We start from the raw sequence: 18,891 nt of genomic DNA, 5'->3' as shown, positions 1-18,891 counted from the left end.
CCAGCGAGACGAGGACCCCCGGAGGCCCCTCGTGAACGTGACGTCCAGCCGCCTCCCCGACCCCGCCGTCGCCCTGATCGCCCTCGTCGCCGCAGAGGCCTATCTCTGGCTGGTCGGCGTCGGCGCTCTCCGCGCCGCCGGCGATGACTCGGGCCTGCCGACCGCCGCGTGGCTCCTCCCGATCGCCGCGGTCGTCGCGCCCTGGGTGCTCCCCGCACGGACCGAGCGTTCGCGTGGGGCCCAGGCCCTGCTCGGCGTCCTCGGCTGCGTCGTCGGCGCGGGGGTCATGGTCGTCCACCCGCTCGCCGGCATCATCGCGACGCTCGCCTGGATCGCGGCGCTCACCGTGACGCGCCGCTGAGGGTTCCCCCTGCGTACGCGGTTCCCAGTCAGCCACCCGGCCCACTCGGAACCCTCCCCGCCACTCGACGGCCCCCATGCAGGGTTCCCCCTGCGTACGCGGGTTCCCAGTCACTCCCAAGCGCGCCCTACACCCACGAACGCGCCCGCGTGCCCGCCCCGAACCCTTTCGCGACCTCGTACGCCACGTTGATGTACGCGTCCTGCGTCGCCGGCTGGAGCTCGTCCCAGATGAACGGTCCGCCGGCCTTGAGCACCGGGTCGTACGGCACCGACACAACCGCCCGCACCCGAGGCGCCAGCAGCCGCCGCACCTCCTGCTCGCGCGCGTCCTGCTCGTCCTCGAACTCGTCCACCAGCCGCTTCAGCTCGCGCCCCCGAGGCGGCCGGCTCGGGTCGGACACCGCGTACGCCTGCAGCCGCACCAACGGCACCACGGCGTCGGCGACCAGCCGCCGACCGTCCGCCGCCCGCTGTTCCCACCACGCCAGGGTCTCCAGGGCCAGCCGCCACCCGTCGTCAGCCGTCGTCGCCGGCACCACGAGCGAGTCGGTCGACAGATAGACCTCCCGCATCAGCGGCAGCAGCAGGTCGGTGCCCGTGTCGGTCAGCACCACCGACCGGAACGTCAACATCACCTGGAGGGCCGACGCATATTCCGTCGGCGAGAACGCCTGCTGCTTCTCCACGTCCTTCTCCGCCGCCAACACCTCGAGCCGCGACCGCGCCACCGACGTGAATCGGCGCAGGTCGGACGCGGTGTGGATGTGGCGCAGGTTGTTCAGGAGGTCCCGGACCGTACGCGGGTGCTCCTCTCCCAGCCGCTCCGCGAGCGTGCCGCGGTGGGGGTTCGCGTCGATGCTCGAGACGGCGTCGCGCCGGTGGAGGGCCAGGGCCGTGCCGACGCCCAGCACCGTGGTCGTCTTGGACACGCCGCCCTTGAGCGACGACACCGTCACCCGATGTTGGTCGACCGGCGCGTCGAGGACCTGCAGCATGGTCTCCCAGTCGTCCAGCAACCCCAGGTCTTCGGCCGACGTCGTCCACTCGTCGCCGCCGAACACCCGCGACCACCAGCCGTGACGCGGCCCGGAGCCGTCCTCGTGGGGGTCCCCGGTGAACCCCTGCTCCGGCACCGGCGCGTACGCCGGGGGCAGCTGTTGTTGGGGAGGCTGGGCCGGGCCCCAGCCGGGGCCGGCGGGCTGGGGCGGCCAGGCCTGCGGGAGCGGGCCCGACGGGCGTTGGGCGCGGGGGTCGACGCCGGGCGGCGGACCACCGGGAAACCCTCCTGGACCCGGCCGCGGACCCGGCCGCGGACCCGACGCCCCCGATGGCGCGGACGCACCCGACGGGGCTGAGGCTCCCGAGCGCGGCGGCCGCTGGCCGGCTGGCAGGGGCGGGTCCTGGGGCCGGAACCACGCGGGCGGCTGGCCGGCCGAGGACCGCCGCGGCCTGGACCCGGTCGACTCACTCACATCAGGCTCCCGATGAGCATGACGAGGACGAAGACGACGAGGAGGGCCACCGCCCCGGCGATCTGGAACTTCACAGGCACGCCGGCGAGCCAGCGGTCGGCCTGGCTCGAGCCGGTGCTGCGGCCGAGGCCCTGCAGCAGCGAGCCGACGCGCGAGGTCTCGCCGCGAGCAGCACCAGGATCAGCGCCCGGCCCGTCGGTCGGCACCGCGGGGTCGTCGTGGTCGAGGGCCGCCACGTCGGCCTGGCGTCGACGCAGGTCGGCGATCGCGCCCATCAGGGAATCGTCCAGCGGGATGACCAGACCGTCGATGTCCTCGCCCGCCCACACCACGAGCTCCGCGGTCCACGGGTCACCCGGGACCTGCTCGATGACCTGCCATTCGACGGGCGCCTGTCGGGGCGCTTCGGCCTGGTCCCACGGGGCGTACGCGCCCTGCGGCGGCATGCTCGAGTGACCGGCGGCCTCGGGATTCATCGCCATTGGTCGACCCCTTCGGAGCGTGGAACACTGGGCCGCACCACCGTACCAATCGCAGGACCAATCCCCGCCTGCCGGAAGGGGCTGACATGGTGCCCTCGGGGCTCGCCCTCGCCGCCGGCCTCGCGGCATTGGTCGCCGCGCGGGCCCGCGTACGCGGTTGGTGGCGCGCCGCGGCCTGGGCCGCGGCCTCGCTGCTGGTGGCGTGGGTGGTCGGCAATGCGTCGCTCGTACGCGCCGTCGACCCGGCGTTGCTGACCGGCGTCCCGTCCGTACGCCCCCTCGTGTTCGGAGGCTGGGCGGGCGCCGCGCTGGCCGTCATCGGCGCGCTGCGCGCCCGGCGCGACGACCGTGACCACGACGACCGGGCGCCCCGCGACTGAGCCGCGAGGCACCCGCTCACCTCACTTGAACAGCGACAGCTTGTCGACGTGGTCAGCCAGCAGGTAGTAGACCGTCACGCGGTTCTTGCGCGACGTCCCCTTAAGCTTCTCGCCCACGGCCTTGATGGCTGCGTCCTGCTTCGCGGCGTCGGTGACACCCAGCTTCTTGGTGAGGAAGCCGGCCTTCACCCGGTCGGTCTCGGCCTTGTCGCTGAATGACACCAGCGCCGAGTCGGTCTTGTGCAGCGCGATGCCGCAGTGCTTGACGATGCCGGCGATCGCCGCGTCATCGGCGTTCGGGACGTGCTTCTTCACGTCGGCGGCCCAGTCGGTGGCCATGGCGGTTTCTCCCTCTGTTCGAGACCCCCGCCCCGTGTGTGGAACGGGTTGGCACGACGATAGACCGCCCCACCGACAGAACCCGGGAGGGGGTGCGGCGCGCTCACCCGCGTACGCGCACCCGCGCTGCCAGCAGGACCGCGTCGTCGATCCAGGCGGCGACCTCGGCGAACCCCGCAGCGCGGGCCCACGCATCGACGTGGCGGTCGGCCAGCACCAGCACCACCAGCTCACCGCGCTCCTCGACGAGCCCCCACCACGCCGGGTCGGCCGCCAGCGGCCACTCGCCCAGCACCGTCACGACCGCACGTCCCGGCTCGACCCAGCCGTCGACCACGTCGGGCGCCGCGGGCCATCGCGCCCAGCCGGCCGACTCGAGCGGCGCGGCGATCGCCGGCACCCCCGCCGCGTCCACAGCGACCACGTCCACGTCCACGTTCGCGACGAGCGCCGGCCGCCCGTCGGGCAGCGCGCTGCAGACCAGGCGGTGCTGGCCGCGCCCCGCGTACGCGTCGGTCGGCTCGTCACAGCCCGCGTGCAGCACCGCGGCGTACGCGGCCTCGCCCCGGGTGGAGGTCACCACGCGCGCGCCGGGCCCGACCGCCTCGCCGCATGCCGCACACCACGAGTCGGGCCCGAACAGCGCGGCCGCCTCAGCCAAACCGCACCCCGTTGGCCAGCAGGAACGCGATGGGGTCCTGCGCCTCGCGGACGTTGCCGGGGGCGGTGCCCGGCGGGTAGTACTCGAGGTGGAGGTGGGGTCCCGACGAGTTGCCGGTCGATCCGACCAGCCCGATCGTCTGGCCGGCCCTCACCTGCGTGCCGGGTTGCACCGACATCTGCGACAGGTGGGCGTAGTGGGTGTGCACGCCGCCGGGGTGGGCGATCACGACGTGGATGCCGTTCCAGCCCGCCGGGATCTGGGCCGCCACGACGCCGTCCATCACGGCGAAGACCGGCGTCCCCAGCGGGGCGGAGAAGTCCTCGCCGGAGTGGGTCGACGACCACATCGGCCCCGTCTTGCCGAAGCTGCCGCTCCCCCGGAACTGCGGCGGCAGCGGCGAGGTCGCCCTCCCCACCGAGCCGGCCGGCATCGCGGCCGGCATGCCGCGCCCCACGTTGCCGAACGTCGTGACGTGGACGTGGTCGCGATGGGCGGCGGTGTCGTCGGGGCCCGCATAGCAGCCCGCCGCCGGCGTACCGCAGTCGCGCCACCCCTCCGCCGCACGCCCGTGGGACCAGATCCTCGCGTTCCAGATGACGTGGTCGACGCCGAGCGCGAGCGCGTTCTTCGTCACGAGGTCGGCGATGCCCTGGCCGTACGCGACCGCCTCTGGGCTGGTGAAGTCGGCGAACGCCGAGCTCGTCATGATGTCCACGGCGCGGCCCGACGGGTGGTAGGGCAGCGCGTCCTCGCGTACGCCGCCGTAGACCTTGATCTTCGGGAACGCGTTCGCCACCGCGCCGGCGACCAGGAGGGTGTCGGGCTGGACGCCGGGCAGCATCGCCACGAGCCACGGTGGCGGGGTCGTGCCGCCGAGGTAGGCCGCCGGCCCGCAGCCGCCGACCATCGTCGGCGCCGCGCCGATCGAGCCGTCGCCGGCGACGCGCTGGAGCAGGCCCTGGGCGAAGGTCTCGAACTCCGCATAGCGGCCGGGGAAGGCCGAGCGCTGCACCTCCTGGATCACCTCGCCCGCCGGGCGGGTCTCCCACTCGCGCTTGTCGAACAGGCCGGGCGGGTCGTGCTGGCCGCTGGGGTGCGTACGCCCCTTGAGGAACAGGCGGGTGGTGGTGGCGATGTCGATGCGCTCGGCGGGGGTGCCGTGCCAGTGCTGCTGCTGGAACATGCCGACCGAGCCGTGGTCGATGGACACCCCGTCGTTGGGGAAGCGCAGCGACTCCTCCTGGCCGGGGGCGTCGGACGCGAGGTTGTAGAGCCGCGTCTCGACCATCGCCGCCATGAAGGCCATCACGATCGCGCGGGCGTTGGCGCCCTCGGCACGGGCCGCCACGGCGATCGCCTTCGCGTTGCGGAGCTGGATCTCGTTGAGCTGCTCGAGCTTCTCGGGGGCGGCGAGTTCGGGGTTGCGGACGGGGGCGCCCCGGGGGTTCGCTCCCCCTGGGAGCGGCTGCGGCGCGGTGCCGCCTCCCGGCGGGGCGGCGCTGAGCGGGGTGGTTCCGCCGCAACTCATCGTCGGTGCCACCAGCGAGGTGTTCACCGGCGGGGTGAGCTGGACCGCGGCGAGGCCGGTGAGGATCGCGCCGACCAGGGCGACCACCCCGCCGGCGAGCAGCCACGGGAGCCAGTGGGGCCCGGGTGGTCGCGGGCCCCGCGGTCGGCGCGGTGCCGGAGTCGGGGGCCCAGTCAGTTCCCGCGCCGCCGCGCGGACCGCCCGCGAGGCCGTCGCGAGCGGGGCCGACATCAGTGGCCCTCCCTGGTCGCGACGTGGACGCGCCACTGGGCCGCCACCGTCGGGTCCTTGACCAGCGTCATGGCCCACCAGGAGCCGTCGGTGAGCTGCACGTGGGCCTGGGTCTGGTTGGGGCGCGCGTTCGTGGGGTCGAGCGCGACGTCACCCTTGCGCCGGGCGTTGGGCAGGCGGTTGGTGAGCTTGGCCTGCTCGACGTTCTGGGGCGTACCCCACTCTTTGAGCCGGGCGGCGCGCTCCTCGATGCTGCCGGGCTGGAGGAACGCGTCCATGTAGGCGTTGCCGACCTTGATCTGGTTCGCCTGGTCGGGGTTCGACGGCCGGTCCTCGATGTGGGGGGTCACCGACGGGCTGGGGGGCTGGGTGGGTCGGTCGATGCGCGGGCCCTGCGACTCGACCGGTGGCGGGGGCGGCGTGACGGCCTCGCGCGTCGAGGTCACCAGCAGCACGATCACCGACGCGATGACCACCGCTGCGACGGCGGCCACGGCGGCGACGAGCTTCCAGCGCTGCACGGCACTCCTCGGGGCGGGCGGGATCGGGGACCGCGCCAACTCTAGCCCGGCGCGGTCCACCGCAGAGGTGTCACGAAAGGTCCACTCGACGGCGCAGAAGCGCCGTGGGGGGTCCTGTGACCGATCGAGTGGACGTTTCGTGACACCCCGGCCCGGGAAAAGGACGATCGCCGCGCCCCCTTGGGGACGCGGCGATCGAGGTTCAGCGGTGGATCAGTTCTGCTTCCACTCACCCGGGGCCTGGTAGCCACCCTGGGGGTTCTGCGGGTTCTGCGGGTTCTGGGGATTCTGGGGATTCTGGCCCTGCTGCGGCTGCTGGCCCTGCCCCGGGGCCGCGTACTGCCCCTGCTCGCCGAACTGGCCCTGGTGACCCGCGGTGGGCTGCTGGCCGTACTGCGGCTGCGAACCGTACGCCGCCTGCTGGTCGCCGTACTGCTGCTGGCCCTGCTGGCCGTACTGACCCTGGTCGCCGTACTGCTGCTGGCCCTGCTGGCCGTACTGGCCCTGGTCGCCGTACTGCTGCTGCGGCGCGGCCTGCGGCACCTGGTAGCCGCCCTGCTGCACGCCCTGCGGCTCGTAGGTCTGTTCCTGCTGGCCGTACGCCTGGCCCTGCTGCTGGCCGTACGCCTGGCCCTGCTGCTGGCCGTACTGCTGCTGCGACGGCTGCGACTCCAGCGCCGGCGCCGAGGACTGCGACTCGGGCTGGTGGCTCTGCGACGGGGCCTGCTTCTCGTCGCCGCGGTAGGCGATCGAGCCGAAGTTCACGTCGGGCGACTGGCGCGCAGCCTCGTTGACCTCGAAGTAGGTCGCCTTCTCGTACTTGCCGAGCGAGGCGATGATGTTGGTCGGCACCGAGTCGATCTTGGTGTTGTATTCGCGCACGTTCGCGTTGTAGTAGCGACGCCCCGCGGCGATGCGGTCCTCGGTGTCGGTCAGCTCGCGCTGCAGCTGGAGGAAGTTCTGGTTCGACTTCAGGTCGGGGTAGGCCTCGACCGAGACCAGGAGGTTGCGCACGGCACCCGACAGGGCCTCTTCCGACTGGGCGCGCTGGGCCGACGGCGTCCCGCCCTCCTGCGAGGCGACGGCCGCAGCCTGGTTGCGCAGGCGGGTCACGTCCTCGAGGGTGTTGCGCTCGTGGGCCGCATAGCCGCGCACCGTCTCGACGAGGTTCGGGATCAGCTCATAGCGGCGGTTGAGCTCGACGTCGACCTGACGCCACGACTCCTGGATCAGGTTGCGCTGCTTGGCGAACCCGTTGTACATGCTGATCGCCGCAATGCCGAGCACCAGGACGAGCGCCAGGACGATGAGGATCACGATGAGGGCGGCTGACACGTGAGTGACTCCTTGGTTCGGGAATGTGCCGCAAGCCTAGTCGGTCACGGGAGCGGCTCTGGTTGCGGTCGCGATAACCTCGCGCCATGGCCGACACGCAGACCGATCCGGGGTACGCAGACCGCGAGCAGCTCATCGCCCACATCCGCCGACTGGCGGTCGTCCACCAGCGGGTGGTGCTGTCGTCGGGGCGTGAGGCGGACTACTACGTGGACATGCGCCGCGTGACGTTGGACGGCGAGGCCGCTCCGATCGTCGGGCGCGTGATGCGTGAACTGGTGGCCGACCTCGACTTCGACGCCGTCGGCGGGCTGACGCTGGGCGCCGACCCGGTGGCGACGTCGATGCTGCACGCGGCCGCGGCGGCCGGCGGGCGGCTCGACGCGTTCGTGGTGAGGAAGTCGGAGAAGGCCCACGGGCTGCAGCGCCGCATCGAGGGCACCGAGGTGGCCGGCCGCCGCGTACTCGTGGTCGAGGACACCTCGACCACGGGCGGTTCTGCGCTGACGGCGGTGGAGGCGCTGCGCGAGGCCGGAGCGGAAGTGGTCGCGGTGGCGGTCATCGTCGACCGCAACACCGACGCGGCCGACGCCATCCGCGCGCAGAGGCTGGACTATCGCTTCGCGGTGTCGGCGAGCGACCTGGGCCTGGGCTGACGGCCCACGTTCTCCGAGCGAGGGCCCCGGCCCCACGTTGGCTGAGCGAGCGCCAGCGAGTCGAAGCCGCCCGCCCCCACGTTGGCTGAGCGAGCGCCAGCGAGTCGAAGCCGCCCGCCCCCACGTTGGCTGAGCGAGCGCCAGCGAGTCGAAGCCACCGCCCCCACGTTGGCTGAGCGAGCGCCAGCGAGTCGAAGCCACCGCCCCCACGTTGGCTGAGCGAGCGCCAGCGAGTCGAAGCCGCCCGCCCCAGCCCCAACTACTTGTTCTTCGTCGACGCCAGGTGTCCGAAGCCGATCGAACGGTCGGCCGAGTGGAACAGGTCCTGGCACGTCGTGAGCGTGATCAGCGGCTGGCTGGCGGGTTCACCCTTCTTGCCTGGCACGGGGTCGAGCACCCACGTGTCCTTGTCGTCGACCGTCAGGTCGGCGGGAGAGCTGTCCATCACGTAGGTGTAGATCGCCTCGCGCGTCTCGACGATCACCTCGTCGCCCTTCTTCACCTCGAGGATGCGCTTGAACGGCTCGCCGTGGGTCACCCGGTGGCCGGCCAGCGCGAAGTTGCCGACCTGGCCCGGGCGTACGGAGCTCTCATACCAACCCACGCCCTTCGACAGGGTCGCCGTCTCGGTGCCGGTGAGGATCGGCACCTCGTATTCCTTGCCCAGACGGGGGATGCGGAGCAGCGCGATCGCGTTGCCGGGAACGCGCATCTGCTGGGCTGCGGGGGCCTGGCCCGGGAGCCCGGGCTTGTTGGCCGGGTCGTTCTGGGGCTGTTGGTTCTGTTGGACCGGATTCTTGTCCCACTCCGACCGCAGGCCCGACTTCTGTTCGTCGAACGCCTTCTGGGACGTGATGTTGGTGCCGAAATATTCATAGCCCACATAGCCCAGGGCGCCGAGCCCGCCGAGCGCCAGGAGCAGGCCGAGGATCGTGAACGCCGAGATGCCGCGCCTCGCCGTGCGGGGGCGGTCCTCGAGGTCGTCCATCAGGTCGTGACTCATGGGGCCATTCTCACCGACGGGGTGTCGCCGGCCAACTCACGGACTCAGCTGAAGAACGCGCGTCCTCCAGGCGGCTCGGGCGAGCGTTCGGCGTCGTCGTCGGTGTAGGGGGCGGCAGCGCCGAGGAACCGGGCGAGATGGTCGCCGAACACCACCCGATAGGGGAAGGCCGACCCGGCGGCGCGGCGGGCCAGGCGGTCGGTCGGCAGGGGGGAGGCGGAGCCGAGCAGCAGCACGTTGCCGAAGCGGCGGCCCTTCAGCGTCGAGGGCTCGGCCGACATGACGGCCTCCCCGAACACCTCGGCCAGGCCGGCCAGCACGCGCCTGGTGTAGGAGAACGGGGCGTGGTCGGTGATGTTCATCATCACGGTGCCGGTGCCGAGCAGGACCCGGCGTACGTCGGTGAGGAACTCGCGCGTCGTCAGCTCGGCCGGCACGCGCGCGCCCACGAACGCGTCGACGATGACGACGTCGGCGAAGTCGTCGCGCATCTCGGCGATGCCGGCGCGGCCGTCGACGGGGCGGACCTTGATGCCGGAGTTGCGGGGCAGCGGGATGGCCTCGCGCACTTCGGCGGTGAGCTCGGCGTCGGGTTCGAGCACGATCTGGGGCGAGGTGGGCCGGGTGGCGGCGACATAGCGGGCCAGCGTCATGCCGGCGCCGCCGACGTGGACGACACGCAGCCGCTCGCCCTCGGTGGCGTGGGCGTCGAGCGCGTCGCCGATGCGCTGCATGTAGTCGAACTCGAGCCGGGTCGGGTCGTCGGGGTCGACCCAGGACTGGTCGGCGCCCCCGACGCGCACGGTGAAGGCGCCGGCGCGGTCGGGATCGGGCACGAGCCGGGCGTCAGTCACGCGGGAATCCTACGGGGCGTGCTGGATCGAACGCTCGATCCATCGGAATGGCTCTGCCGGACCACTCGAGCGAATCGAGCGTGCGATCGGACACGCCAAGTCACCCTGACTGAGCGAGCACTTCGTCTCAGCCGCGAGCGGCCGAGCTCAGCACACGCTCCGCGAGTTGACCCCGCACCTCGCCCGGGCCCAACCCCTGGCTCAGCAGGAACGTCAGCAGGGCCACCAGCGCCTCGACCCCCAGGTCGCCGCCCGACACCGCTCCGGTCGCCAGCAACCCCTGGCTCACCGCGTACTGCCCCAGCTCCACGCCTCCGTGCCCGCACTGGGTCGTGACGACCACGACGGTCCCGGCGGCGGACGCCTCGGCCAGCGCCGCCAGCAGCGCCGGGTCGTTGTCGGGCGCGTTCCCGGAGCCGTAGGCCCGCACGATCGCAGCCTGCGGCGGCGGGGTCAGCTGGGCGGCGAGCCGCTCGGCGCGCAGGCCGGGGTGGAGGGTGAGGACGACGAGGTCGACGTCGGCGAAGGGCCGCGGCTCCTCGTCTCGCCGGCGCTCGCTCGGCGACCGCGACTCCCGATCGCGCTTGAGTGCGACAGATCGCTCACGATCGGGCATCTCGGTGCCCCTGGACACCTCGAGATCGTCACTGATGAGCGATCTGTCGCACCCGTTCACGCTCCCGAACGCGTGGTCGGCGGTGGACGAGACCTTGGTCGCCCGCTCGCCGTCGATGACCTCTCCGTCGAAGAACACCACCACGCGATCCAGGGCGGGGTCGAGCGCGCGGCGCACCGCGCCCAGCACGTTGTCGCCCGCGTCGCTGTCCTCGAGGACGAGCGACCGCTGCGCCCCGGTGAGCACGACCGGCACGGGACCCAGCGCATGGTGCAGCGCCGCGGCCGCGAACGCCATGGTGTCGGTGCCGTGCAGGACCACGATGCCGTCGTGCGCCTCCGCGCCGTCCCTGACCGCGTCGACGATCCGCTGCCAGTCATGCGGCGTGGCGTTCGACGAATCGATGAGGGGCTCGAGGGTGAGGAGGTCCACGGTGATCCCGGGCAGCTCCGCCGCCGCGAGTCCCGCGAGCCAACCCTCGAGATCGGCGCCCGGCTCCCAGCCATGATCGGTCGGCCTCATGCCGAGCGTGCCGCCGGTGTAGATGACCAGGACGCGCGCACTCACGAGGGGTCCTTCCCGCTGAGCCCGGCGCCCGGGATGGCCGCCAACAGTTCCCGCGTGTAGTCCACGCGCGGTGCGGCGAACAGCTGCGCCGGCGTTCCGGACTCCACGATCCTCCCCTGCTGCATCACATGGACCTCGTCGGAGATCGCCCGCACCACGGCGAGATCGTGGGAGATGAAGAGATAGCTGAGCCCCATCTCCTCCTGCAGTCTCGCCAGCAGCTCGAGAATCTGGTCCTGCACCAACACGTCCAGCGCCGAGACGGCCTCGTCCAGGACGACCAGGTCCGGATTGAGGGCGAGGGCGCGGGCGATCGCCACGCGTTGGCGCTGCCCGCCGGAGAGTTCGTGGGGCAGCCGGCTGGTCAGCTCGGCAGGCAGGGACACGCGCTCAAGCAGGTCCCGGACGCGGTTCCGTCGCTCGTCACGCGAGCCGACCCCGTGCACCTGCAGCGGCTCGGCGATCGACCGCTCCACGGTGTAGCGGGGATCGAGGCTCGCGAACGGGTTCTGGAACACCGGTTGTACGCGGCGACGGAACGCCTTCAGACCAGCCCGGTCGGTAGGCCGGGGCGCCCCATCGAAGAAGATCGTGCCGGACGTGGGCTCCTCGAGACCGAGCACCATGTTGGCCACGGTGGACTTGCCCGAGCCCGACTCCCCGACGAGCGACACCGTCGCCCCGCGCGGGATGGTGAGGTCAACGCCGTCGACGGCGGTGAAATCGGTCAGGCCGCGTCCGCGCTCGCCCCGGACCCGGAACACCTTCACCAGGCCGCGGGCCTCCGCCAGCGCCTCGGTGGCCGGCCGGGGCTCGCGCGTGACCGCATTCAATCCGGGAATGGCCCCGAGCAGACGCCGCGTGTAATCGTGCTGGGGATGCGAGAGCACGTCATGGACGGCTCCCTCCTCCACGACCTCGCCGCGATACATCACCGCGACGCGATCGGCCCGTTCGGCGGCCAGCGCGAGGTCATGGGTGATCAGGACCACGGCGGTGCCGAGTTCGCCGGTCAGCTGCGCGAGTTGGTCCAGTACGCGGCGCTGCACCGTGACGTCGAGTGCGGACGTGGGCTCGTCGGCGATGAGGAGCGCGGGCCGACACGCAAGGCCCATGGCGATGAGGACCCGCTGACGCATGCCCCCGGAGAACTCATGCGGATATTGACGCGCCCGCCGCCCCGGATCACCGATGCCGACCGCCTCGAGCAGCTCGAGCACGCGGCCTCGCAGTTCGGCGCCGTGGGCCACGCCGTGGACCTCCAGCGCCTCCCCGATCTGGTCGCCGACCGTCATCAACGGGTCGAGGTTCGACATCGGGTCCTGGGGCACCAGACCGATGCTCGCCCCGCGAAGTCCCCTCATGCGCCCCTCCGAGAAGGTGGCCACATCCTCACCCTGGAAGAGGATCGTGCCGGTCGTGATGGTCGCGTTGTCGGCGAGCAGGCGGTTGATCGCCGCCGCCGTGGTGGACTTGCCCGAGCCCGACTCGCCGACGATGGCGACCGTCTCGCCGGCGCGGACGGTCAGGTCGACGTGCCGGACGGCCTCGCGGGTTCCGTCCGCGGTGCGGAAGGCGATGCTGAGGTCGCGCAGTTCCACGACCGGCGGCGTCTCACTCATCGGGCCTCCAGAGTTGCGGCCAGCACGACATCGCGCAGGCGCTGGGTGGGGACGGGCCGAAGCTCGGCCCCGGGCTCGGCCTGCTGTCCGGACACCAGCCGGTTGGCCCCGATGGCCACCACGTGGCGCCGCTCAGGGATCGGGTCGGCGACGAAGCCGAGGACACACCCCGTGAATCCGGGGTGGTGGTGGAAGATGCGGCCGTCGCTCAACCGATGGGTCCGGAATCCCGCCGCCTGACCCTGTTCCGGACCTTCGGCGAGGAACGCGGCGACCACGTCGGGACGCCAGAGATCGGCGTGCTCCTCGGCGTTCGCGAGCGCCGCACCCAAGGAGTGGAGCGCAGGCACTGTCGCGAAGCACCCCGCGTGGCCGGCGACGCCACCGAAAGCGTGCTGGGCGTTCCCGTCATTGGGTTCTCCCACGACCAGGCCGGTTCGCCAGCCGTCGAACCCGCCGGGAATCGTCACGGGATAAGGATTCCCGTCCTCGACCATGCGCCGCTCGATGCGGTCGTCAAGGGCGCTGGCGGCCACCGGACCTCGAGGCCGGTACGCCAGGTCGAGTCCCAGCGGACGCGCGAGCAGCGCGTCAACGGCCTCGTCGAGGCTGGCCCCGAACGCCGCTGCCACCACCGCCCCGAGAACCATGAAACCGAGGTCGGAATAGACCCGCCCCGCGGGTGCCTCCTGGCGCGGGATCGCTGCCAGCACGCGCATCGCGGCGTCGGCGTCACAGTGCGCCTCCACATACAGCGGTTGCCAGGCGACGAAGCCACCGCGGTGGTGGAGCAGGTCGCGCACCGTCGCCCCCTCCACCTCGGGGACCCAGCGTGACACGGGATCGTCGAGCCGGACCGCGCCGCGCGACGCCAACGTCATCAGGCAACACGTCGTGACGAGCTTGGTCACCGACGCGAGGTCGAACCACGTGTCCAGGGTCATCCCGCGCAGCCCGGGCCCGCGGTCCCCGGCCACCGCGAACGCGCCGTCGACGGCTAGGACGACGCCGGCCGGCCCGAACTCTCCGGACAGCAGGATGTCCTTGCTGCACAGCCATTCAGCGGCGTCCGACAGCGAGCCGGGGGTGTCTGCGTACGCCAGCCGCACCTCCGGCAGGCCGAAGGCATCCTGCGTACGCGTCACCCCGTCCGGGAGCCAGCCGCGCGAGGCGTAGAACGCGCGTGAGGCGGCATTGTCGGCGAAGACCCACAGCCTCCCGCGCACAGCGCCCCGCCGGGCCCCGTCGGCACGCGCGTGTTCGAGCAGCCGCGTGCCCAATCCGCCACTCTGCCATCGCGGATCGACATACAGCGAGTGGACGTCGACGCGGTCGCCCTCCACCGAATGGCGCAGGATCCCGCAGACCTTGTCGCCCTCCACCGCCACGCTCACCCCTCCGCCGGCCAGCGCCCCCGCCCACATGTGTCGGCTCGCCCTCTCGTCGAGCCGCGCCAGCTCCTCGTCAGTCGCGAAGGCCGCATAGCTGTGCGTCCAGCACGCGCGGAACACCTCGACGATCCCGTCGAGGTCGCGTTCTGCTGCCGGACGCAGTTCGATCATGCGGACGCCGCCCTCCCCACGATCTCCAATGAGGGCAGCGATTCCACGGGGTCCGGGAGACGGAGGGGGTCGCGTCCGGGTGTGATGGAACCCAGCACCCGCGACCCCGCGGCTCCCGTCGCCGAGGGCACGTTGCCCGGGAGCCCGTGCAGCGTGCACCACCCCAGAAGGGCGAAGGCGATCGCCTCCTTGGTCGCGGTGGGGATGCCGAGCGCGTCGGTCGTCTCGACCGCGACGGGGTGGGCCATCTCGGCCAGCCACCGCATGAGGACGGGGTTGGCGCAGCCCCCACCTGCGGCCACGACACGGCGTACGCCCGCTGCCCGCAGGTCTCGACCGACCACCTCCGCCGTCAGCCGCGTGAGGGTGGCGACGAGGTCGGCGTCGCTGATGGTGGCGCCCGCCAGCTTCTCGTCCACATAGGCCAGGTGGAACAGTTCCTTCCCCGTGCTCTTGGGGGCCGGCAACGCGTAGTACGGCTCATCGAGGAAGCGCGCCAGGACCGACGCGTCCACCGTCCCGGCTGCGGCCAGCCGCCCGTCGGCGTCGTAGCCGCGCGGGTCGAGCCCGCGGTCCTGCACCACCGCATCGACCAGGGCGTTCGCGGGCCCGATGTCGTACGCGATCGACGGCTTTCCCGGGGCCACCACCGTGACGTTGCTGATGCCACCGAGGTTGAGCGCGGCGGCCGGTTCCCCCATGCCTGCAAGGAGAAGCTCGTCGAGGATCGGCACAAGGGGGGCGCCATGACCTCCCGCCGCCACGTCCCGCAACCTGAGGTCGGCGATCACCGGAACCCCGGTGCGCTCGGCGATCCACGCGGGCTGTCCGAGCTGGAGGCTGCCGAAGGCGTGCCCGCCGTCCACCCAGTGGAACATCGTCTGACCGTGCGAGGCGATCGCGTCGACCCCGCCCACCTCCTGCGCGACCCCCACGGCGACGTCCGCGAACGCCTGCCCCACCAGGGTGTCCAGACGACACACCTCGTCCATCGTCGTCGCCCGCGGCGGCAGGCTCGCCACGATGCGGGAACGCAGTTCGGGCGCATACTCCGTCGACGACCCGTGCACCACGGCCGCCCGCAGCCGGTCACCGTCGAGGGTGAAGTCGACGACGGCCGCGTCGATGCCGTCGTGGGATGTTCCCGAGATCATGCCGAGCACGCGCATGTGAAGCTTTCCCTTCGTCATCGACGATCGCGCGGGTCGATGACGTCGCGCAGCCCGTCGCCGAGCAGGTTGAGGGCCGCGACGAGGACCACGACCAGCACGCCGGGCGCGATCATCGTCCAGGGGGCGATATAGACGGTGTTCTTGGCCTCGAAGATCATCGATCCCAACGAGGGTGCGGGTGGTGGGGTGCCGAGGCCGAGGAACGAGAGCGCGGCTTCGGTCAGGACCGCCCACGACAGCGACAGGGCGACCTGGACGATCACCAGCGGCGCGATGTTCGGGAGGACGTGGCGGAACATCACCGACCACGGCCCCTGTCCCGTGCTCACGGCGGCGCGGACGAACTCGACCTCCCGCAGCGACAGCACCGGCCCGCGCGTGACGCGATAGAAGATCGGCACATAGACGACGGCGATCGCGACCGCGACCGTGAACCAGTTGCGGTCGAGCACCGATGCCAGGGTCAGGGCGAGCAGCAGGGGCGGGAAGGCGAACAGCACGTTGGCGATGCCACCGAGGACGACGTCGGTCGCCTTCCTGAAATAGCCGCCCACAAGGCCGGCCAGGGTGCCGAGCGTCGCGGCGATCGCCACCGAGACCACGGCGATGCGCACCGAACTGCCCAGCCCGGCGCACACGCGCGAGAACACGTCGCGCCCGAACTGGTCGGTGCCGAACAGGTGCTGGCCCGACGGTGGTCTCAGGCGCTGGGGAGCGTTCTGGGCCAGCGGGTCGAACGGGACCGCGCCCACCCACGCCAGACCGGCCAGCAGGACGATGACCGTCATCAGGACAAGGCCGACGACTCCGGTCACCGACCGCAGGAGCCGGCGCCATGACCGCCTTCCCCCCGCTGTGGCTGGCCCGAGATCTGTTGCCGGGAGCGGATTGACGTCACTCACGACGCACGCACCCGCGGGTCGACGACCCGATAGAGGAGGTCGGTGGCGAGGTTCACGAGCACGAACGCCAGGGCGATCATGAGCACCGTGGACTGGACGACGGCGTACTCCTTCTGCTGGATCCCCAGCAGCACCTGCCGACCGATGCCGGGCAGCGAGAACACCTGCTCGACGACGACCGCGCCGCCCAACAGATAGCCGAACTGGAGCCCCGTCATGGTGATGATCGGCACCAGGGCGTTGCGCAGGACGTGGCGGGTCTGGAGCCGCCGCGGCGGCACGCCCTTCGCCCGGGCCGTGCGGATGAAGTCGAGACCGCGGATCTCCATCACGGCGGTGCGGGTCGTGCGCACGATGGGCGCAGAGATGCCGAGGCCCAGAGTGAGTGCCGGCATCAGCATCTGTTGCAGGTTGAGGCCCGGATTCGTGAGCAGGGACGCGTACGGCTTGCCGTTCGGGTTGAACCCGAGGGACCGCGAGGCCCAGGTGAGCAGCACCGTGGCCAGCAGGAAGGCAGGCACGCTCAACCCCACGAGGGCGAACGCCTGTCCCGCACCGTCGCGAGCGGAATCGGGACGGCTCGCGGCCATCATGCCGACGGGGATCCCCACCGCCAGGGCGATGGCGATCGACAGCACGGCCAGCTCCACCGTGACCGGCAGGGCGGCGCCGATCAGGTCGACGACGCTGGTCTGTGCGCGCGAGGAGAAGCCGAGGTTCCCCGTCATGACCTGACCGAGCCAGCTGAAGAACTGGCCCACCAGCGGCTGGTCGAGCCCGTAGTAGGCCTCCAGGTCCCGGCGTTGGTCGGGCGTCAGCGCGGCAGCCTCGGTGCCGAGGCCGGCGAGGATCTGGTCGCCCGGAATCGCCCGCAACATGAGGAAAACCGCGACGGCGACACCCAGGAGCGTCGCCACCGCCGACCCCAGCCGGGCCACGACGGGGTGGTGCAGGAAGTCACGCAACGCAGCAGCCGCCCGTCAGTTGACCGTGGTCGTCCGCAGGGATTGCAGCCCACCGGTCGCCATCGGCGTGAACCCCCCGACCTGCTGCGTCGTCGCCGTGTAGGTGTAACCGGTGAACAGCCAGATCCACGCGGCGTTGTCCTCGAGTTCCCTGCCCACCTTGGTGTAGATCTCCTTGCGCTCGGCTTCCGACGTGCTGGCCTTGCCGCGGGTAAAGAGCTCGTCAAGTGTGGGCGACGCATAGCCCGCGACCTTGTTCAGGTTCCCGTTGCTCGTGAAATACCGGCCGTACGCGCCGTCCGGATCGGGTCGCCCGCCGTTCAGCGCGACGGCGGCCTCGAAGTCGGCGGCCACCCACCGCTTCACGAACGCGCCCGACTCGAGCACCTCAAGCTGGAGGTCGATGCCGGCCTCGGCGAGCTGCGCCTTGAGGTTCTGGGCCTCGTTGACCGACGTGGCGTACTCGCCCTGCGACACGATCGTCTTCACTGCCACAGCAGGCTTGCCGGCCTTCTGGAGGTAGTCCTTCGCCTTCGCCACGTCGCGCTTGGGGCAGGGGCGCGCCGCGGGATCGCTCTTGAACGCCGGCGAGGTGATGGGGCCGGTGACCTCACCCTCGCCGAGGGCGGCCGTGTCCAACACCTGCTGGCGATCGATCGCACACTGGATGGCCAGGCGTACGTTGAGGTCGGTCAGCGGGCCCTTCTTCGCGTGCAACTGCAGGGCGTGGTAGTTCAGCTGGGGCGTCTTCGCGACCCGCAGGGAGCCCTCGGCGTTCTTCGCGACCAACGGGTCGTTGATGACGGCGAGGTGGACGTTGCCCGCCTGCATCGCCGAGACGATGGCGTTCTCGTCGGGGATCACGCGGAACTCGACCGAGTCGAGCTTCGCCTTGTCGCCCCAATAGGCCGGGTTCTTCTTCAGGGTGATCGATTGGCTCGGCACGCGCTTGTCGAAGTCGAAGGGCCCGGTGCCGTTGGGCTGGGTCTTGAGCTTCTCTTCGGTGTCGTCCGAGGACAGCATGGCCATGTTGGCGGTGGCCAGGTTCGCGGGCAGTGCGGCGTCGGGAGCGGACAGGGTCAGCTCGATCGTCTGGGGGTCGACGATCCTGGTGGCGCTGACGTTGGCCAGCGAGGTGCGCGAGACGGCCGCGGTCTTCTCGTCCTTGATGCGGTCGAGCGAGCTCTTGACGTCGGTCGCGTCGAAGTCGGATCCGTCGGCGAACTTCACCCCCGTACGCAGCTTCAGCGTGAGAGTCTTGCCGTCGCCGGACGGCGTCCACGACTGGGCGAGGCCGGGCACGACCTTGAGGTTCTGATCGAATTCGGTCAGCGTGCCGTAGAGGTTCTGGATGACGTTGACGGCCTGGAATTGCGTGGCCTTCCACGGGAAGAGCGTGTCGGGATCGGTCGTCACGCCGACCACCGCGGCCCCTCCGGCGCCGCCCGCCGCCCTGGGCTGCTGGTCGACCGCGCCACCCCCACCGCACGCCGTGAGTCCGGCCGAGAGGGCCAGGACGGTCAGGAACCGGGGAATGCTGGACACGACTTCCTCCTTGCGTAGCGGCACGCTGCGCCGCGGCCGTGTAGCCAACGTACATATGCCCAACGGGGCGTGTAAACCGTTTACGCAACCCTGCAGGTCACGATTCGAGCCG

The 18,891-nt window shown here is 71.5% G+C and carries 19 protein-coding genes; 3 read left to right on the top strand and 16 right to left on the bottom strand.

Features of this window, described 5'->3' with window-relative positions; translation table 11 throughout:
- Nucleotides 1-31: 31 nt before the first annotated feature.
- Complete coding sequence (locus ACYVAG_RS10580; protein WP_460769503.1) at nucleotides 32-361, top strand: hypothetical protein; 330 nt, start codon at nucleotides 32-34, stop codon at nucleotides 359-361.
- A 127-nt stretch (nucleotides 362-488) separates the two neighbouring features.
- Here the strand turns inward: ACYVAG_RS10580 and ACYVAG_RS10575 are convergent, their stop codons facing one another.
- On the bottom strand, nucleotides 489-1,835 hold the full coding sequence (locus ACYVAG_RS10575; protein WP_460769502.1) for a MinD/ParA family ATP-binding protein: 1,347 nt from the start codon (nucleotides 1,833-1,835) through the stop codon (nucleotides 489-491).
- Nucleotides 1,832-2,317: a hypothetical protein gene (locus ACYVAG_RS10570; RefSeq protein ID WP_460769500.1), complete on the bottom strand. Its 486-nt coding sequence runs from the start codon at nucleotides 2,315-2,317 to the stop codon at nucleotides 1,832-1,834. Before ACYVAG_RS10570 ends, ACYVAG_RS10575 begins: the two co-directional genes overlap by 4 nt.
- An 86-nt stretch (nucleotides 2,318-2,403) precedes the next feature.
- On the opposite strand from ACYVAG_RS10570, the gene ACYVAG_RS10565 reads away from it, so the two are divergent.
- Nucleotides 2,404-2,697, top strand: coding sequence for a hypothetical protein (locus ACYVAG_RS10565; RefSeq protein ID WP_460769499.1), 294 nt, complete (start codon nucleotides 2,404-2,406; stop codon nucleotides 2,695-2,697).
- 21 nt (nucleotides 2,698-2,718) lie between these two features.
- On the opposite strand, the gene ACYVAG_RS10560 is transcribed toward ACYVAG_RS10565, so the two are convergent.
- From ACYVAG_RS10560 to ACYVAG_RS10540, 5 genes are all read right to left on the bottom strand, one after another.
- Nucleotides 2,719-3,036 carry a DUF2853 family protein gene (locus ACYVAG_RS10560; protein WP_460769497.1) on the bottom strand — a complete coding sequence of 106 codons (318 nt, stop codon included), beginning with the start codon at nucleotides 3,034-3,036 and terminating at the stop codon, nucleotides 2,719-2,721.
- Nucleotides 3,037-3,139: 103 nt separating this feature from the next.
- Nucleotides 3,140-3,697 (bottom strand): hypothetical protein, encoded by a 558-nt coding sequence (locus ACYVAG_RS10555; protein ID WP_460769495.1) that lies wholly within the window; start codon nucleotides 3,695-3,697, stop codon nucleotides 3,140-3,142.
- The gene (locus ACYVAG_RS10550) at nucleotides 3,690-5,459 is read right to left on the bottom strand and encodes a M23 family metallopeptidase (protein WP_460769493.1); all 1,770 of its coding nucleotides are present in this window, start codon (nucleotides 5,457-5,459) and stop codon (nucleotides 3,690-3,692) included. Before ACYVAG_RS10550 ends, ACYVAG_RS10555 begins: the two co-directional genes overlap by 8 nt.
- A complete protein-coding gene (locus tag ACYVAG_RS10545) occupies nucleotides 5,459-5,980 on the bottom strand; it encodes a hypothetical protein (protein ID WP_460769491.1) in 522 nt (173 codons plus the stop codon). Before ACYVAG_RS10545 ends, ACYVAG_RS10550 begins: the two co-directional genes overlap by 1 nt.
- Before the next feature lie 213 nt (nucleotides 5,981-6,193).
- Nucleotides 6,194-7,315: a LemA family protein gene (locus ACYVAG_RS10540; RefSeq protein ID WP_460769489.1), complete on the bottom strand. Its 1,122-nt coding sequence runs from the start codon at nucleotides 7,313-7,315 to the stop codon at nucleotides 6,194-6,196.
- Nucleotides 7,316-7,401: 86 nt separating this feature from the next.
- On the opposite strand from ACYVAG_RS10540, the gene pyrE reads away from it, so the two are divergent.
- Nucleotides 7,402-7,971 carry an orotate phosphoribosyltransferase gene (pyrE, locus tag ACYVAG_RS10535; protein ID WP_460769487.1) on the top strand — a complete coding sequence of 190 codons (570 nt, stop codon included), beginning with the start codon at nucleotides 7,402-7,404 and terminating at the stop codon, nucleotides 7,969-7,971.
- A gap of 259 nt (nucleotides 7,972-8,230) precedes the next feature.
- Here the strand turns inward: pyrE and ACYVAG_RS10530 are convergent, their stop codons facing one another.
- The 9 genes from ACYVAG_RS10530 to ACYVAG_RS10490 form a co-directional block, all read right to left on the bottom strand.
- On the bottom strand, nucleotides 8,231-8,974 hold the full coding sequence (locus tag ACYVAG_RS10530; protein ID WP_460769486.1) for a class E sortase: 744 nt from the start codon (nucleotides 8,972-8,974) through the stop codon (nucleotides 8,231-8,233).
- Nucleotides 8,975-9,018: 44 nt separating this feature from the next.
- On the bottom strand, nucleotides 9,019-9,828 hold the full coding sequence (locus tag ACYVAG_RS10525) for a spermidine synthase (RefSeq protein WP_460769484.1): 810 nt from the start codon (nucleotides 9,826-9,828) through the stop codon (nucleotides 9,019-9,021).
- A 127-nt stretch (nucleotides 9,829-9,955) separates the two neighbouring features.
- On the bottom strand, nucleotides 9,956-11,011 hold the full coding sequence (locus ACYVAG_RS10520) for an asparaginase (RefSeq protein WP_460769482.1): 1,056 nt from the start codon (nucleotides 11,009-11,011) through the stop codon (nucleotides 9,956-9,958).
- Entirely contained in the window at nucleotides 11,008-12,633 is a 1,626-nt protein-coding gene (locus tag ACYVAG_RS10515; RefSeq protein ID WP_460769480.1) for an ABC transporter ATP-binding protein, read from the bottom strand. The genes ACYVAG_RS10520 and ACYVAG_RS10515 overlap by 4 nt, the downstream gene beginning before the upstream one ends.
- On the bottom strand, nucleotides 12,630-14,195 hold the full coding sequence (locus ACYVAG_RS10510; RefSeq protein ID WP_460769478.1) for a GNAT family N-acetyltransferase: 1,566 nt from the start codon (nucleotides 14,193-14,195) through the stop codon (nucleotides 12,630-12,632). Before ACYVAG_RS10510 ends, ACYVAG_RS10515 begins: the two co-directional genes overlap by 4 nt.
- Nucleotides 14,192-15,385 (bottom strand): anhydro-N-acetylmuramic acid kinase, encoded by a 1,194-nt coding sequence (locus ACYVAG_RS10505; protein ID WP_460769477.1) that lies wholly within the window; start codon nucleotides 15,383-15,385, stop codon nucleotides 14,192-14,194. The genes ACYVAG_RS10510 and ACYVAG_RS10505 overlap by 4 nt, the downstream gene beginning before the upstream one ends.
- A complete protein-coding gene (locus ACYVAG_RS10500) occupies nucleotides 15,382-16,269 on the bottom strand; it encodes an ABC transporter permease (RefSeq protein WP_460769475.1) in 888 nt (295 codons plus the stop codon). Before ACYVAG_RS10500 ends, ACYVAG_RS10505 begins: the two co-directional genes overlap by 4 nt.
- A complete protein-coding gene (locus ACYVAG_RS10495; RefSeq protein ID WP_460769473.1) occupies nucleotides 16,266-17,234 on the bottom strand; it encodes an ABC transporter permease in 969 nt (322 codons plus the stop codon). The genes ACYVAG_RS10500 and ACYVAG_RS10495 overlap by 4 nt, the downstream gene beginning before the upstream one ends.
- Nucleotides 17,235-17,249: 15 nt before the next feature.
- Entirely contained in the window at nucleotides 17,250-18,779 is a 1,530-nt protein-coding gene (locus ACYVAG_RS10490) for an ABC transporter substrate-binding protein (RefSeq protein WP_460769471.1), read from the bottom strand.
- Nucleotides 18,780-18,891: the final 112 nt, after the last annotated feature.

The organism is Mariniluteicoccus flavus (assembly GCF_054776655.1).
This window is presented reverse-complemented; position numbering and strand designations above follow the sequence as displayed.

Excerpts from the sequence above, each read along its gene's own strand:
- ACYVAG_RS10530 (WP_460769486.1), bottom strand. The coding sequence starts at position 8,974 with ATGAGTCACGACCTGATGGACGACCTCGAGGACCGCCCCCGCACGGCG.
- pyrE (WP_460769487.1), top strand. The coding sequence starts at position 7,402 with ATGGCCGACACGCAGACCGATCCGGGGTACGCAGACCGCGAGCAGCTC.
- ACYVAG_RS10510 (WP_460769478.1), bottom strand. The coding sequence starts at position 14,195 with ATGATCGAACTGCGTCCGGCAGCAGAACGCGACCTCGACGGGATCGTC.
- ACYVAG_RS10570 (WP_460769500.1), bottom strand. The coding sequence starts at position 2,317 with ATGGCGATGAATCCCGAGGCCGCCGGTCACTCGAGCATGCCGCCGCAG.
- ACYVAG_RS10505 (WP_460769477.1), bottom strand. The coding sequence starts at position 15,385 with ATGACGAAGGGAAAGCTTCACATGCGCGTGCTCGGCATGATCTCGGGA.
- ACYVAG_RS10565 (WP_460769499.1), top strand. The coding sequence starts at position 2,404 with ATGGTGCCCTCGGGGCTCGCCCTCGCCGCCGGCCTCGCGGCATTGGTC.
- ACYVAG_RS10515 (WP_460769480.1), bottom strand. The coding sequence starts at position 12,633 with ATGAGTGAGACGCCGCCGGTCGTGGAACTGCGCGACCTCAGCATCGCC.
- ACYVAG_RS10550 (WP_460769493.1), bottom strand. The coding sequence starts at position 5,459 with ATGTCGGCCCCGCTCGCGACGGCCTCGCGGGCGGTCCGCGCGGCGGCG.
- ACYVAG_RS10560 (WP_460769497.1), bottom strand. The coding sequence starts at position 3,036 with ATGGCCACCGACTGGGCCGCCGACGTGAAGAAGCACGTCCCGAACGCC.